Annotated in this window: 9 protein-coding genes, 9 tRNA genes and 1 rRNA gene; 3 read left to right on the forward strand and 16 right to left on the reverse strand. The window is 39.1% G+C overall.

Translation table 11 applies throughout. The features are described from left to right. Window positions 1–203: 203 nt before the first annotated feature. A complete protein-coding gene (locus OZ002_RS07245) occupies window positions 204–2,138 on the reverse strand; it encodes an NAD(P)/FAD-dependent oxidoreductase (protein WP_156249329.1) in 1,935 nt (644 codons plus the stop codon). Between the two features lie 301 nt (window positions 2,139–2,439). Between OZ002_RS07245 and pplA the strand changes: the two genes are divergently transcribed. The 3 genes from pplA (at window position 2,440) to menA (ending at window position 5,534) form a co-directional block, all read left to right on the forward strand. After that, on the forward strand, window positions 2,440–3,375 hold the full coding sequence (gene pplA / locus OZ002_RS07250) for an extracellular electron transfer flavoprotein PplA (RefSeq protein ID WP_002307821.1): 936 nt from the start codon (window positions 2,440–2,442) through the stop codon (window positions 3,373–3,375). An 89-nt stretch (window positions 3,376–3,464) separates the two neighbouring features. Continuing rightward, window positions 3,465–4,568 carry an FAD:protein FMN transferase gene (locus OZ002_RS07255; protein ID WP_002307822.1) on the forward strand — a complete coding sequence of 368 codons (1,104 nt, stop codon included), beginning with the start codon at window positions 3,465–3,467 and terminating at the stop codon, window positions 4,566–4,568. Between the two features lie 12 nt (window positions 4,569–4,580). Beyond that, window positions 4,581–5,534 (forward strand): 1,4-dihydroxy-2-naphthoate polyprenyltransferase, encoded by a 954-nt coding sequence (gene menA, locus OZ002_RS07260; protein ID WP_002289029.1) that lies wholly within the window; start codon window positions 4,581–4,583, stop codon window positions 5,532–5,534. A 1,297-nt stretch (window positions 5,535–6,831) separates the two neighbouring features. Here menA and gor read toward each other — a convergent pair. The 15 genes from gor to rrf form a co-directional block, all read right to left on the reverse strand. Next, window positions 6,832–8,178, reverse strand: a complete 1,347-nt coding sequence (gene gor, locus OZ002_RS07265) for a glutathione-disulfide reductase (RefSeq protein WP_002307823.1) — start codon at window positions 8,176–8,178, stop codon at window positions 6,832–6,834. A 133-nt stretch (window positions 8,179–8,311) separates the two neighbouring features. Then, entirely contained in the window at window positions 8,312–9,565 is a 1,254-nt protein-coding gene (locus OZ002_RS07270; RefSeq protein ID WP_002318037.1) for a peptidase U32 family protein, read from the reverse strand. Between the two features lie 5 nt (window positions 9,566–9,570). After that, on the reverse strand, window positions 9,571–10,494 hold the full coding sequence (locus tag OZ002_RS07275; RefSeq protein ID WP_156249330.1) for a peptidase U32 family protein: 924 nt from the start codon (window positions 10,492–10,494) through the stop codon (window positions 9,571–9,573). A 220-nt stretch (window positions 10,495–10,714) separates the two neighbouring features. Beyond that, window positions 10,715–13,207, reverse strand: a complete 2,493-nt coding sequence (locus tag OZ002_RS07280; protein ID WP_002289035.1) for an ATP-dependent Clp protease ATP-binding subunit — start codon at window positions 13,205–13,207, stop codon at window positions 10,715–10,717. 6 nt (window positions 13,208–13,213) lie between these two features. Next, window positions 13,214–13,681 carry a CtsR family transcriptional regulator gene (locus tag OZ002_RS07285; RefSeq protein WP_002289036.1) on the reverse strand — a complete coding sequence of 156 codons (468 nt, stop codon included), beginning with the start codon at window positions 13,679–13,681 and terminating at the stop codon, window positions 13,214–13,216. Between the two features lie 135 nt (window positions 13,682–13,816). Next, window positions 13,817–13,890: transfer RNA gene (locus OZ002_RS07290), tRNA-Arg, on the reverse strand. Window positions 13,891–13,946: 56 nt separating this feature from the next. Beyond that, window positions 13,947–14,020 (reverse strand) — tRNA-Pro (locus OZ002_RS07295). Between the two features lie 21 nt (window positions 14,021–14,041). Next, window positions 14,042–14,115 (reverse strand) — tRNA-Arg (locus OZ002_RS07300). Between the two features lie 10 nt (window positions 14,116–14,125). Then, window positions 14,126–14,211 (reverse strand) — tRNA-Leu (locus OZ002_RS07305). Window positions 14,212–14,227: 16 nt separating this feature from the next. Next, window positions 14,228–14,299 (reverse strand) — tRNA-Gly (locus tag OZ002_RS07310). A gap of 11 nt (window positions 14,300–14,310) precedes the next feature. Next, window positions 14,311–14,383: transfer RNA gene (locus OZ002_RS07315), tRNA-Thr, on the reverse strand. Window positions 14,384–14,399: 16 nt separating this feature from the next. Next, a tRNA-Leu gene (locus tag OZ002_RS07320) sits at window positions 14,400–14,481 on the reverse strand. Window positions 14,482–14,488: 7 nt separating this feature from the next. Beyond that, window positions 14,489–14,561 (reverse strand) — tRNA-Lys (locus OZ002_RS07325). A gap of 3 nt (window positions 14,562–14,564) precedes the next feature. Then, window positions 14,565–14,637 (reverse strand) — tRNA-Val (locus OZ002_RS07330). 13 nt (window positions 14,638–14,650) lie between these two features. After that, window positions 14,651–14,766: ribosomal RNA gene (gene rrf / locus OZ002_RS07335) — 5S ribosomal RNA — on the reverse strand. Window positions 14,767–14,776: the final 10 nt, after the last annotated feature.

Genomic DNA, 14,776 nt, shown 5'->3' on the forward strand with positions numbered 1-14,776 from the left:
TCGGCTTATTTTTCGAAGAAGCTACTTCTGGAACACCGTTTATAACAAGAGGTTGTAACAGAGGTTGTGACACCTGTGTCTTGCTCATGGAGGCTTATCTCGGGCATCTTATTCCTTTAATTTTACATAAAAAGGAGGCTGTGACGGTTTGTCTCAGCCCCTTTCTATTGAAATCTTGCATTCAAATAACGATCTTTATCTATTTATTTCTTGCCGTACTGGGAACTTGGTCTACCGTACCACCAATTACCTAGTGTACGTTGTAGCCATGGAATTACCCAGCGATCCAACCCAATCGCACGTCCGGAACCGTTCATCAATGCGAAAGCAACAAAAATGAACCAAATGTTTACCCAGTAAAACATGCCTGATAAGCAGAACGTGATCACCAATACAATCGTTGTCGCACTGCATAACCATGTGAATAATCCAGCAATCAATGCTAATGCCAAGGAAATTTCAAAGAATACCATGAATTTTTGGAAGAACATTGCTACATCATTGTTTGGCATGATCACTTGCATGATCTTTGTGAACCAGTCTGGTGACTTCTCAATCACAGCCATTGGTTCTTCACCGTATGCATAACTCAAACCAAAATGTGCAGCTTGAGTCGCTGCTTCTCCGGCACTTGCCCCTGCTCCGCTGGCAGCTGTGGTTGCATCACCAGCAGCAGAAGCACCACTGGCAACATCTGTTACATTGTATTCCCATGTCCAAGGGAACACACTGTTTCCAGTGAACCATGATCCTTCACCAAACCAAGTACTTGGTTTTAACACTTCACCATTACCAATGATTTTTTTGGAGGCTTCAACGAACCAAACTAAACCATAGAAAATACGAAGTGGCACACTCCATAAGACGTTGCCGTAACGAGAAGAATGTCCTCGAGTCACGTTGCGATCATCTTTGATATGGAAAAACTCATGCATTAAATATTGGAACATATAATAACCAGAACGAATATCAAAGAAATATTTCAAATTAACGATATGTTTCATCACGATAGCTAAAAATCCACTTAGATGAATCTTGTCAAATAAATTCGCCACACCCCATTTGGCTCCAATAGAAACCATAAATCCTTGATAGTTCCCTTTGAATTTGTGCTTTTCTCCACCTTTGATCGAAGCCACGATATTCGCTGCAGCCGTGTGTCCTGTTTGTTCAGCAGCTTGAACGATCTGCGGTGTCGGTGTTCCTGGGAACTCTTCATAAAAGACTAAATCACCAATGATATAGATGTTTTTATCTTCGTAGCCTTTTGCCTGCATATATTCATTGGCGATCAACCGCTGTCCGCGTGCTGATTCTAATCCAAAGTCAGCAGCGTCAGAAGTTCCTTTGACACCAGCTGTCCAAATCAGTGTGTGAGTCGGAATGTTGCGTCCGTCTTTCAATTTGATATGATCAGCAGCCACTTCTACGATTGGTGCATTCAATAATAATTCCACGTTGTGCTTACGCAAATAGCGTTCAGCTTTTGCAGCATCATTTCGATCCAACATATTCAAGATCGTCGGCATTGCCTCTACGACCATCAGTGTGATTTCGTTTGGATCTAATTTATAATCTTTGGCTAGGCGATTTTTCCAGTCGATCAGTTCCCCAATCATTTCAATACCGGTAAATCCAGAACCACAGACAACGAAAGTCAGCATGGCTTTACGCAGTTCATCATCTGGTTCCAATGCAGCTTTTGCTACTGTTTTCTCAATATGTTCACGAATCCTTACAGAGTCTTCAAATGACCAAAGGGTGAATCCATGTGCTTTGACACCAGGTGTACCAAAGTCATTCGGTTCTCCGCCCATTCCAAGGATCAGCTGATCAAAAGGATAGGAACCTAATTTGGTCTTGACGATTTTCTGTTCTTTATCGATACCGATTACAGTGTCTGTGACAAGTTGTACATTCTTTTGACGAGCAAACAAATGCTGCAGATCGTATTGGATTGCTTCTGGTTCTACACGTCCGCCAGCTACTTCATGCAACTCGGTCATCATAGTATGGTACGAATGACGATCGATCAGAGTAATTGCTACATCTTCTGTTTTCAGTTTCTTTGCCAAGTATTTTGTAGCTGAAACACCGGCATATCCTGCTCCTACAACGACAATATTTTGCTTTGCCATTGATCATCCGCTCCTTATAGACTATCTATATAATGAATATATGATAATTCTTTTAGTTTGATACTTATTACACAATCTCCATATATTATATAGATGTTCTGTTCTTTTGTCTAACTCCTTTTGGATTTTTTTCAAATTTTAAAATAAAGCGTTTTTTCACGAAATTTGCTGAAAGAAAACGTTTGAAATATTACATGGGTTATTTATCAAAAATAGTTGACTTATAGGCCAAAAAGATTAGAATGTATAATGAATCACAAAGAAAAATTGTGGACTAAAAATGGAATGGTGGGGTATTAAAATGAAGAAAAAACGTTTTGTAACTGGATTTGCCGTATTAGCATTTTCAGCTCTAGTGTTAGGCGCTTGCGGCGCAGATGACAACGGAAGCTCAAACTCTTCTTCTGAATCATCTACAGCACAATCTTCGACTGCAAAAAGCACAACAGAATCATCTGCAAAAGTTGTAGCTGGCGGAGATTTGCAAGACGGCACATATAAATTAGAAGAAAAAAATTATTCAAATGGTTACCGTGCAGTCTTTGAAATGGTTGTAAAAGACGGCAAAATCACTGAATCAAAATATGATAACGTCAATGAAAACGGCGAATCAAAAACAAAAGATGCAGAATACAACAAAAACATGGAAGCAAAATCTGGCACAAACCCAGAAAAATACATTCCTGAGTTGAACGACCAATTCTTAAAAGCACAAAGCGCAAGCGGTGTGGAAGTCGTAACTGGAGCTACTCACTCATCTGAAAGCTTCCAAAACTACGCACAACAATTGATCCAAGCTGCTCAAGCTGGTAACACAGATACAATCGAAATCGACAATGGTGCTGATTTGAAAGACGGCACTTACAAGCTTGAAGAAAAGAACTACTCTAACGGCTACCGTGTGCAATTCGAAATGACAGTTGCTGGCGGCAAAGTAACTGAATCAAACTTTGATTATATCGACAAAGACGGTAAATCAAAACAAGATGATACAGAATATAATGAAAATATGAAAGCAAAAAGCGGTACAGAACCAAAAACTTACATCCCTACTCTGAACGACGAATTCGTCAAAGCAATGGGCGAAGAAGATGGCTCACCTGCTGATGTAGAAGTTGTTACAGGTGCTACACACAGCTCACATTCATTCATCATGTACGCACAACAATTAGTGAATGCAGCTGAAAAAGGCGACACTCAAACAATCGAAGTAGATAATATCGTAACAGAAAAATAATCACATAATCATACTAATAAAAGTTGGAGGGTGGGACGATAGCCAGATTAGGCAGTCGTCTCACCTTTCAAAATGAAGAGAGGAAAAAAATGCGGAAAAAACTACTATTTTCCTTAATCACACTGGGCATCTCTTTTATGGTGCTAACTGGATGCAGCAATTCAGCAAATAAAACAACCACTGAAAGTTCAGCGTCTACCAAAATATTAAAAGATCCGTATTCTGATGAACAGTTCTTGTTAGGGACTTACGTTCGTATCCGTGTGTATGATGAAGGCAAAGAATCAGCATTGAAACCTGCCTTCGATCGAGTAAAAGAACTTGGTGATAAAATCACGATCAATCAAAAAGGTTCTGAGATCGATGAAGTGAATGAGCAAGCTGGGATCAAACCAGTAAAAGTTTCTGATGACGTCTACACGTTAGTCAAGCGGGCCTACGAATATAGTCAAGATTCTCAAGGCGGATTCGATATGGCGATTGGTGCAATCACACAATTATGGCGAATCGGTTTTGATGACGCCAGAAAACCTTCCCAAGAAGAAATCGATCAGGCATTGAAATTAGTGGATTATCATAAGATCGAACTAAATGACAAAGAAAAAACTGTTTATCTAAAAGAAAAAGGAATGATCATCGATTTAGGTGCAATCGCCAAAGGTTACATTACGGACGAAGTAGTGAAAGTCTTGAAAAAACAAGGAGTGACCACTGCCATCGTTGACTTGGGCGGTAATGTCTATGTCTTAGGCCACAGCCCAAGAGGCGAAAACCAAGACTGGACAGTCGGCATCCAAGATCCGAACATGGCTCGCGGATCTGTTTTAGGTTCTATTAAAGAACGGAACAAAACATTAGTTACCTCTGGAATTTACGAGCGTTATTTAGAAGTAGATGGCAAAAAATACCATCATTTGTTTGATCCAAAAACGGGTTATCCGTTCGACAATGATATCGCAAGTGTCACGATCATAACAGATAAATCAATTGATGGTGACGGGTTGTCTACAGCAGTCTTTTCAATGGGTGTGAAAAAAGGACTGGAATACGTCGAAAGCGAATTGAATAACGGGACGGAAGCGATCTTCGTGACAAAAGACGATAAAGTATATGTGACCGATCCAATCAAAGACACCTTCAAATTATCGGAGGACTCCCATTACACGATGGGTGACCGTTCTGAACTAAAATAAGGAGTACGAACCATGACACTAAAAATCTTTTTAGAAGTAGTTGAAATACGAACAAAGGTGGCTAGTGTATTTCCTTTTGCGGTAGGGGTATTATTCTCTATCGCTTTTTTTCATGAGATACATTGGCTAAACACTTTTTTATTTTTTATTGGAATGCTAGTTTTTGATTTAGCGACTACCGCTATCAATAATTACATGGATTATGAAAAGGCTCATTCTGAAGTATATAAGTATGAAGAAAATGTCATTGGCCGCAGAAATCTATCTCCTGTATTGATTCGAAACATGATTTTAGCTATGATTGCATTTGTTTTTGTTATCGGCGTTATTTTAACGATCAATACGGGTTGGCTTTTACTTTTGATGGGATTTATCTGTTGTTTTATTGGAGTATTCTATACATTCGGACCGATTCCTTTATCTCGAATGCCTTTAGGGGAAATTTTCAGTGGGGTGACTATGGGCCTTGGAATTTTTGCCATGGTCGTTTATGTCAATACATTCGGTTCAGATGTCTATGATCTGACAGTCAACTTTTCATCTGGACAATTTGCTTTGGTAGGAAATCTTTGGGCTATAGCAGCAATCGTATTAGCTTCCTTACCCTTGGTGTTTACGATTGCCAATATCATGTTGGCTAATAATTTGCGGGATCTTGACCGTGATATTGAAAATCATCGCTATACACTAGTTTTTTATATCGGACGTCCTGCAGGGACAGTGTTATTCCAACTATTGATGTATGCTTGTTATTTTGTGATTTTGATGGGACTGTTGAGTGGTATCTATGAATGGCCGATCTTAGTCACCTTCTTGACTTTGCCAATTGTGAAGAAGCATTTGGATCAATTCAAGCAAACGTTACCCCAGCCTATCAGTTTCAGCTATTCCATCAAAAATATGGTCTTATTCAATGCCAGTTATGTATTGGGGCTATTACTAACAATCATTATGCAAGCCATTTAACAGCATGAAGAGGTTGTGAAAAAACTGCCCTGCATCAAGTAATAAGAACAGCCAAATAAAAATAGCTCCTTATATTTTTCGTTTGGTTGGGCTTATTACCCCAGATGCAAGCTTTTGAACACCGTTTATCGAGAGGTTGTGAAAAAGTCGCTTAGTTTCGAGTATTAAGAAAAATTTTGTGAAAATGGCTTTACACATTTTTGCATAAATTTGGCTTAATACCGAGAAACTGGCTTTTGAACACCGTTTATCAGAGGTTTTGAAAAAGTCGCTTAGTTTCGAGTATTAAGAAAAATTTTGTGAAAATAGCTTTCCACATTTTTGCATAAATTTGGCTTAATACCGAGAAACTGGCTTTTGAACACCGTTTATCAGAGGTTGTAAAACCAGCGTTTTGTCCTGAGTATTAGAGAAACAAATGGAAAAATAGTTCCTCATATTTTGCCGTTTTTTGAGCTAATACCGAAGGACAGCTGATTGAACACCGTTTATCAGGAGGTTGTAAAATCAGCGTTTTGTCCTGAGTATTAGAGAAACAAATGGAAAAATAGTCCCTCATATTTTGCCGTTTTTTGAGCTAATACCGAAGGACAGCTGATTGAACACCGTTTATCAGAGGTTGTAAAATCAGCGTTTTGTCCTGAGTATTAGAGAAACAAATGGAAAAATAGTCCCTCATATTTTGCCGTTTTTTGAGCTAATACCGAAGGACAGCTGATTGTACACCGTTTAAGAAAGAGGTCGTGAGTCTGCCGTTTAACTCCGAGTCGCAAGGAACAAGTTCAAAAAACAGCTTCTCATGTTTTATGAATATTGTGTCTTGTGATTGGGAGTTGGCAGGAGAACACCATTTGTTCGGAAAAAGTGACTAACTATGACACAACTTTTGTCACAGTCCCTTTTTTCACTTGATTTGATTCGTACCAGCGAACTTGACGAGAACTTTCTTGGTTTGGTAACTATATGGTATTCTTTTAACATCCTCGTTTGCTTCTTCTAATTTATTTATACAAAGTCACACTTTTTTAATCATCTGTTCTTCGATACATTTCTATTTCTTTTAAACATCGATACCAATATTTTGAACTTAAGAGTGCATACCAAATGGATTCATTTACTCTTCGTCAGTTACGAAGATAATCAAAATCTCCAACTTCCCTACTTATTTCGTTTTGAGAATTATCGAAGCAATCTTACATAAATAACTAAAAAACAAAAAACCAGAAAATCAGTATACTGATTTTCTGGTTTTACATGGTTTGTTCAATAAAAAGCTGTTGGAACTGTTAATATTAAATTATCGCATCGTTACGAATTCTTCCGCTCCTGTTGGATGGATGGCTACTGTATTGTCAAAGTCTTCTTTAGTTGCACCCATCTTGATAGCCACGGCAAAACCTTGCAGCATCTCATCGACACCAACACCAATAGCATGTAAGCCGACGATTTTTTCTTCTTTTCCGACACAGATCAATTTCATTTCGCATTTTTGGCGATAATCATTTAATGCAAAGTACATTGGGGTAAAGCGTGAACGATAAACTTTCAATTCATTTTCGCCATATTTTTCCAATGCTTCTTCTTCTGTCAAACCAATTGTTGCAATTGGTGGATGCGTAAAGACGACTGTCGGAACAAGTTTATAGTCAAGATAAGAATCTTTCTTTCCATTAAATAAACGTTCTGATAAACGTCTACCAGCTGCGATTGCAACAGGAGTCAGATCTAATTTACCGATCACATCACCAACAGCAAAAATATGTTCATCCGTTGTATTTTGGTATTTATCTACTTTGATAAACCCTTTTTTGTCCAATTCCACATTTGTATTTTCCAGACCTAATTTTTCGGTATTCGGTACACGTCCACCGGCAAAAAGTACACAATCACCAGTTAAGGTTTCACCATTTTCAAATAGCACCGTATATTCGTCATTGTTTTTAGTAATTTCTTTAGCAATATGATGTGCGTAAGTTTTTATTCCAGCTTCTTGGTACATTTGGATCAAATTGTCCGAAAGCATTTTATCAAACGTTCTAAGTGGTCGTTCTTTTCGATATGCCCACATGACTTCACTACCTAAACCACGAAATACACCTGAAAGTTCAGCCGCAATGTATCCAGCACCTAAAACGATTGCTCTCTTAGGTAACTCTGTTAATTCAAAAAATCCATTTGAATCAATGGCGTATTCTCCACCAGGAATGGTCATTTTACTTGCACGGCCTCCAGTAGCGATCAAGATTTTAGGAGCACGATAGGTTTCACCGTTTACTTCGATCGTTTGACTATCGATAAAAGTAGCGTAACCTTTTATAGCCTCGACATGATTGCTATCTAATCCTCTTTGATAAGCACCGTGTAGAAAATCAATATATTTTTCTCGTCTTTCTACTAGACCGGCGAAATCAACATTTTTTAAATCTGCTTGGATACCGTAACTTGAGGCATCTCGTTCAATTGTTTCCAAAATCGTACTTGCTTGCCACATAACTTTTTTAGGTACACAACCGACGTTGACACATGTTCCGCCCAATTCATTCGCTTCAATCAGCAAAACTTTTGCGCCATGCATCCCTGCTCTGTTTGCTGAAGCAATACCGCCAGAGCCGCCACCAATTACGATGTAATCATATATTTGCATTTTGTTCCTCCTTATTGAAGAGATCAATCAAAACCTTTATTTAACGATCCTTTTTCTACAGAAAACAAGTGTAACACTTTTCTTGAATTTTGTATGCGAAGATGCTTAAAACAGGGATATATCAGCTTTTTCCTTATTTACGTTTTCGGATCATATCTCCAGGTTTCACCGGCTGTGCGACTGGCATAGTTAAAATCATCATTGGATTTGGTGCTCGGTCAATGGATTCGCCTTCTTCATTATGCATAACTTCAACGGTTTGACTGAAATGACTGAATCCTGGACCATAAAATTCGATTTCATCTCCTACAGAAAACAAGTTTCTCTGACGTATCGTAGCAATCTGTGTTGCCTCATCATAAGATAATACTTCACCGACAAATTTATATACTGGGATTTTACGACGTTCACCGAATAATTGTTCGTTTTCAGTTGGTGTATTGTAGTAAAAACCTGTAGCTAATTCTCGTTGTGCTACTTTCCATAACTCGTCGATCCATTCTTGCTTGCAGACATAGTTTTCAGGATCTTCCATATAACTGTCTACAGCCGCTTTATAGACATTTGACACCGTAGATACATAATGGATCGATTTCATTCTTCCTTCGATCTTGAAGCTGTCTACGCCGTTTTCAATCAATTCTGGAATATGTTCGATCATTGACATATCCACTGCACTCATCGAGAATTCTTCTTCCACTTCGCCTGTATCAGTTAAACTGTTTCGTTCTTGACCAAAAGGCATATCGAACAATCCATACTTCCAGCGACAAGATTGAGAACATCCGCCACGGTTTGCATCCCGCATCGACATATGGTTGGACAATGTGCATCGACCAGAATAAGAGATACACATGGCACCATGGATAAATGCTTCGATTTCGATATCCGTATTTTTACGAATCTCTGCCACTTCCTCCATTGAAACTTCACGAGCTAAAACGACACGTTCCAACCCTTCTTCTTTCCAGAATTCCAATGTCTCAAAATTAGTTGCTGAAGCTTGAGTGGATAAATGGATCGGCAGACCTGGTGCTTCTGTCGCACAAATTTCGATCAAAGCTGGATCAGAAACAATTACTGCAGAAATACCGACATCACGCAAACTGCGGAAAAATTCCCCTGCTCCATCTTCATTTCCTTCATGGGTGACCATATTAGCAGCAACGTATACCTTCGCATCATGTTCTTTTGCAAAAGCAACTCCTTCAGCCATTTCTTCATAAGTAAAATTACCTGCACGGCTTCTTAAACCATATGCATTCCCGCCAATATATACTGCATCTGCTCCATAATGGATCGCGGTTTTTAACTTTTCCAGTGTTCCTGCTGGCGCTAGGATTTCTGGTCGTTTCAATTTTCTTTTTACTGTCATTTCTTTCATCATACTCCTTATTTGATAGCAGAAGGATCAATATAAAAGAATCCTGTATCTAATTCACGGTTTTCAGGATGCAATTTACTGATTTCGCTAGTCATTTTTTCCGCTTTTTCTTGATCCCAGCTACCTTCTAAAATTTGTTTTTTTGCTTCGGCGAATAGTCGAGTGATGTTTACGAATTTTTCGCCTGGAGTAAATAATCCGTCCAATTTCCATGTACAGTAATGATGCTGATAAAGTTCATTCAATTCATTCGAGAGATTCAGATCATTGCTGGCAAAAATATGTGTGCCATGACTATCTTCATAAATAGAATAATGTGTCTCTTCTTTTTTAGGTTCCGAGATAAAAAGACCTCTTTCACGATCTTTTTGTTCGTCTTGTTTCGTATAGTTATAGTAATTCTGTAGCAGTGGACGTTTGGATTGATGGATGCATGTAGCACCATACACAAGGGTTTCTACAGGAATATCGAGTTTTTCTTCCATCGCCTTCATCTCTTCAAAAGGAACTTCACGAGCAAGTACTGCTCCAACTGCGCCTTTTTTCGCCCAGAAATTGATTTGACGTGCGCTCGTTACTAATGTTTCAGCATCATAAATATACGGTATACGCAATTCAGGATTTTTTTTCATCGTATAAATAATACCTGTATCACCAACTGTGATCACATCTACGTTTATTTCTTTTAAAAAAGCCAAATATTCAGGTACATTTTTCATTTTTTCAGGATGAATGATCCCATTTACAGCAATATTCGCTTTTTTACCATACTTGTGCGCTAATTCTACCAATTGTCGCTGTTCTTCTTGTGTAAATGAAGCAGGCAGACGCAATCCAAATTGCTCTTCACCGAAATATAGTGTATCTGCACCTGCAGCAAGCAACTGTTCTGCTTGTTCAATAGTTTCTACTGTGGTTATGAGTTCGATCATAATTTTCTCCTCCTACAACTTCATAATAGTAGCATAGCTCTAAAAACTTTCCAATACTTCTTCTATTTAAAGTCGGATTTTTGAAAATTATTTCACAAAAAATCAAAATAAAGTTCGATATATTCTGTTCAAATATAAAAAGAGATTGTGACAAAAATCTTGTCACAACCTCTTAATCAAGTCTTACTATTATAAAAATTCAGCTACACAGACCAAGTAACTATAGGGAACCTACTGTTTCCTTTTTAGGTCCTCGAACATTCAATGTGATCTTACCTTTTGAAGCACCTACTGTTACGTGGTCACCTAAACGAATTTCTCCGCCAAGCAAAGCCTCGCTCAATCGATCTTCAATTTCTTTTTGAAGTGCGCGACGGATTGGACGTGCACCATATTCAGGATCAAATCCGGCTTTCCCGATCACATCGATTGCAGATGGTGTGATTTTCACTTGAATATCTTGTTCTTTCAATCGTTTGATAATCGCTTTGCTCATGATTTGGACGATTGTATGGATTTCATCTTTACTCAATGAATGGAAGACGACAGTCTCATCAATTCGATTCAAGAATTCAGGTCGGAAAGCTTTCTTTAACTCTTCTAAGATACGTTTTTGCATGGCTTTGTGATCTTTAGTAACATCTTGGACATTGAATCCGACATTTTTTTCTTCTCGAATTTGTGTCGCTCCGATATTTGAAGTCATAATCATGATTGTATTTCTAAAGTCCACTTTTCTACCTTTAGAATCTGTTAAATGACCATCATCCAATACTTGCAAAAGTAAATTGAAAACGTCTGGATGTGCTTTCTCCACTTCATCTAAGAGAATCACTGAATATGGTTTTTGACGAATTTTTTCTGTCAACTGTCCACCTTCATCATACCCTACGTATCCTGGAGGAGACCCGATTAATCGGCTTGTACTGTATTTTTCCATAAATTCTGACATATCAACACGGATCAGGGCATCTTCACTTCCAAACATGACTTCTGAAAGTGCTTTGGCCAATTCTGTTTTTCCGACACCAGTTGGTCCAAGGAACATGAATGAACCAATTGGACGATCAGGATCTTTCAATCCGCTTCGTGCACGGCGGATCGCACGTGAAACTGCTTTGACAGCCTCATCTTGACCAACGACACGTTCATGCAGAAGTCCTTCCAGTTCTAACAAGCGTTCGCTTTCTTTTTTCTCCAACTGCTGTAGAGGGACACCAGTCCACTCCGATACAACTGTAGCAACATCTTCTTCTGTTACACGATCAGAATAACCTTGCTCCTGTTTTGCTTCAATTGCAGAAACTTTTTGCAGCTTTTTACGTAGTGCTTTTTCTTGTCTGCGTAATTGAGCAGCATTTTCAAAGTCTTGTTTTTGGATCGCTGCTTCCTTTTCTTGTACTAGTTCATCGATTTCTAGTTTGATCACAGTTGATTTTGTTAAGTGATCGGTTTGATCCAAACGGACTTTCGCTGCTGATTCATCGATCAAATCAATTGCTTTATCGGGTAGTTGACGAGAAGTGATATAACGAACAGAAAGATTGACTGCTGCTCGTACAGCTTCATCTGTGATCTCCACTCCATGGTGCTCTTCATATCTTGTACGTAATCCTTGAAGAATCACTTCTGCTTCTTCAGGAGTTGGCTCATCTACTTGAATGCGAGCAAAACGTCGCTCTAATGCAGAATCTTTTTCGATATATTTTTGATATTCATCTAGGGTCGTTGCTCCGATCGTTTGTAATTCTCCTCGAGCTAACGCCGGTTTCAAGATATTCGAAGCATCAATTGCTCCTTCTGCTCCACCTGCACCAATTAAGGTATGCAATTCATCAATGAATAAGATTACTTGACCATCATTATAGATTTCGTCGATGACCTTTTTCATTCGATCTTCAAATTCACCGCGATATTTCGTACCAGCAACCAAAGATCCCATATCAAGCATCATCAGGCGCTTTTCTTGCATGTCTTCTGGCACTTCACCTAAAATGATTTTTTGAGCTAACCCTTCAGCAATGGCTGTTTTGCCTACACCAGGTTCACCCACCAGTACAGGGTTATTCTTTGTCCGTCGGCTAAGAATCTGGATAAGCCGTTTCACTTCTCTCGAACGACCAACAACTGGGTCCAGCTTGTTTTCTTTTGCTAATTTCGTCAAATCACGTGCTAATGAATCTAGCGTAGGTGTTCCTTGCGGTGTTTGCCTTTTATCTTGTACATTTACATTTCTACGACGATTCATTCCTTTTCCAGCAGAATCACCAGCTAGCCCCATTTTTTGTTTCAGAACTTGACGGGCTTTTGAAAGGCTGATACCTAAGTTGATCATGATTCGAGTAGCCATGATACTTTCATCTTTTAATAAGCTCATCAAAATATGTTCTGTTCCAACTTTTTGAGAACCAGTTTTCTTCACTTCGCTGCTAGCTAAAGCAAAAACTTGTTTCATTCTTGGTGAATATGGAAGAAAGACTCCTTTAGGGTAAGAACGGATACCACCATAACCAATCAGATGTTCAATTTCTTCATAAATTTCCGTTTCATTCAAATCCATTTCACGTAATACTTTTCCAGCAATTCCATTTTGCTCGACCACTAAGGCTAGTAAAACATGTTCTGAACTAACTGATTGATGTTTCAATCGTTTTGCTTCTTCTTGTGCAATTTCTAATACTGCTTGGGCTCTTTCAGTAAAAAGTTCTTCCATCTAATCTCACTTCCCATCTTCATAACTTAAACGTTCCAGAAATGCTCGGAGAATCCGAGCACGTGTATGATCTTCATATTCATTGAAATTCAATGTGTTTTTTGCAATTGCACTCAACATCAAGTTTCCTTCTTTTTTTGTAATTATTTGGTCTTCATAAAGTTTTTGAATAATAGCAAAAGCATTTTTCTCACTGATTGTATCATCAAATAACTGATTTATCTGCTCAAGTAATTGTTTTTTATCTGAAATCCTTACTTTTGCAATTCGTATATAACCACCACCACCACGTTTGCTTTCTACTAGATAACCACGTTGGATGGTAAAACGGGTATTAATCACATAGTTGATTTGTGAAGGAACACAGTTAAAGAGGTCTGCCATTTCAATCCTTCGAATCTCGATCATTTCACTATTTTCCAGAATTTTCTTTATATATGATTCAATTAAATCCGAGGTATTCTGATGTGCCATCTTATTCATTCCCTTTGACTAATATTGACCTTAATTATAACGAATTTGGTAATAGAAAGAAAGAAGAACGCTTTTTGTTAAATAAATCCTTTAGAATCAACAAAAAAAAATACGGAATATACTATTCCGTATCGACGCGCCCAAGAGGAGTCGAACCCCTAACCTTTTGATCCGTAGTCAAACACTCTATCCAGTTGAGCTATGGGCGCATATTCAATTTAAAAAAATTATAAATCATTTGAAAACAAAAAGCAAGATAAAAAAATCGGGAAGACAGGATTCGAACCTGCGACCCCTTGGTCCCAAACCAAGTGCTCTACCAAGCTGAGCTACTTCCCGTTAAAAAAATAAAAAAGACTACGCGCCCAAGAGGAGTCGAACCCCTAACCTTTTGATCCGTAGTCAAACACTCTATCCAGTTGAGCTATGGGCGCATATTTGAAATGCCGAGGACCGGAATCGAACCGGTACGGTGATCACTCACCGCAGGATTTTAAGTCCTGTGCGTCTGCCAGTTCCGCCACCCCGGCGCGATTGCTTTGGCAAAGCGGAAAACGGGGTTCGAACCCGCGACCCCCACCTTGGCAAGGTGGTGCTCTACCACTGAGCTATTTCCGCGTGTTTAAAGATGCCGGCTAAAGGACTTGAACCCTCGACCCTCTGATTACAAATCAGATGCTCTACCAACTGAGCTAAGCCGGCATGTAAACTTAAATTATGCGGGTGAAGGGACTTGAACCCCCACGCCGTAAGGCGCTAGATCCTAAATCTAGTGCGTCTGCCAATTCCGCCACACCCGCAAAAATATGAGCCGTACAGGGCTCGAACCTGTGACCCTCTGATTAAAAGTCAGATGCTCTACCAACTGAGCTAACGGCTCATATGGAGGTTAACGGGATCGAACCGCTGACCCTCTGCTTGTAAGGCAGATGCTCTCCCAGCTGAGCTAAACCTCCATGGATAACTTAAGCGTGGCGACGTCCTACTCTCACAAGGGGCAACCCCTCACTACAATCGGCGCTAAGAAGCTTAACTTCTGTGTTCGGCATGGTTACAGGTGTATCCTTCTCGCTATCGCCACCACACTGTGGTGTT

The organism is Enterococcus sp. E4-150, assembly GCF_035726465.1.
In the GTDB taxonomy this organism is placed as follows: domain Bacteria; phylum Bacillota; class Bacilli; order Lactobacillales; family Enterococcaceae; genus Enterococcus_B; species Enterococcus_B faecium.

Bases quoted from the DNA above. Each gene is read 5' to 3' on its own strand.
- OZ002_RS07245 (WP_156249329.1), bottom strand. From the start codon at position 2,138: ATGGCAAAGCAAAATATTGTCGTTGTAGGAGCAGGATATGCCGGTGTT.
- pplA (WP_002307821.1), top strand. From the start codon at position 2,440: ATGAAGAAAAAACGTTTTGTAACTGGATTTGCCGTATTAGCATTTTCA.
- OZ002_RS07255 (WP_002307822.1), top strand. From the start codon at position 3,465: ATGCGGAAAAAACTACTATTTTCCTTAATCACACTGGGCATCTCTTTT.
- menA (WP_002289029.1), top strand. From the start codon at position 4,581: ATGACACTAAAAATCTTTTTAGAAGTAGTTGAAATACGAACAAAGGTG.
- gor (WP_002307823.1), bottom strand. From the start codon at position 8,178: ATGCAAATATATGATTACATCGTAATTGGTGGCGGCTCTGGCGGTATT.
- OZ002_RS07270 (WP_002318037.1), bottom strand. From the start codon at position 9,565: ATGATGAAAGAAATGACAGTAAAAAGAAAATTGAAACGACCAGAAATC.
- OZ002_RS07275 (WP_156249330.1), bottom strand. From the start codon at position 10,494: ATGATCGAACTCATAACCACAGTAGAAACTATTGAACAAGCAGAACAG.
- OZ002_RS07280 (WP_002289035.1), bottom strand. From the start codon at position 13,207: ATGGAAGAACTTTTTACTGAAAGAGCCCAAGCAGTATTAGAAATTGCA.
- OZ002_RS07285 (WP_002289036.1), bottom strand. From the start codon at position 13,681: ATGGCACATCAGAATACCTCGGATTTAATTGAATCATATATAAAGAAA.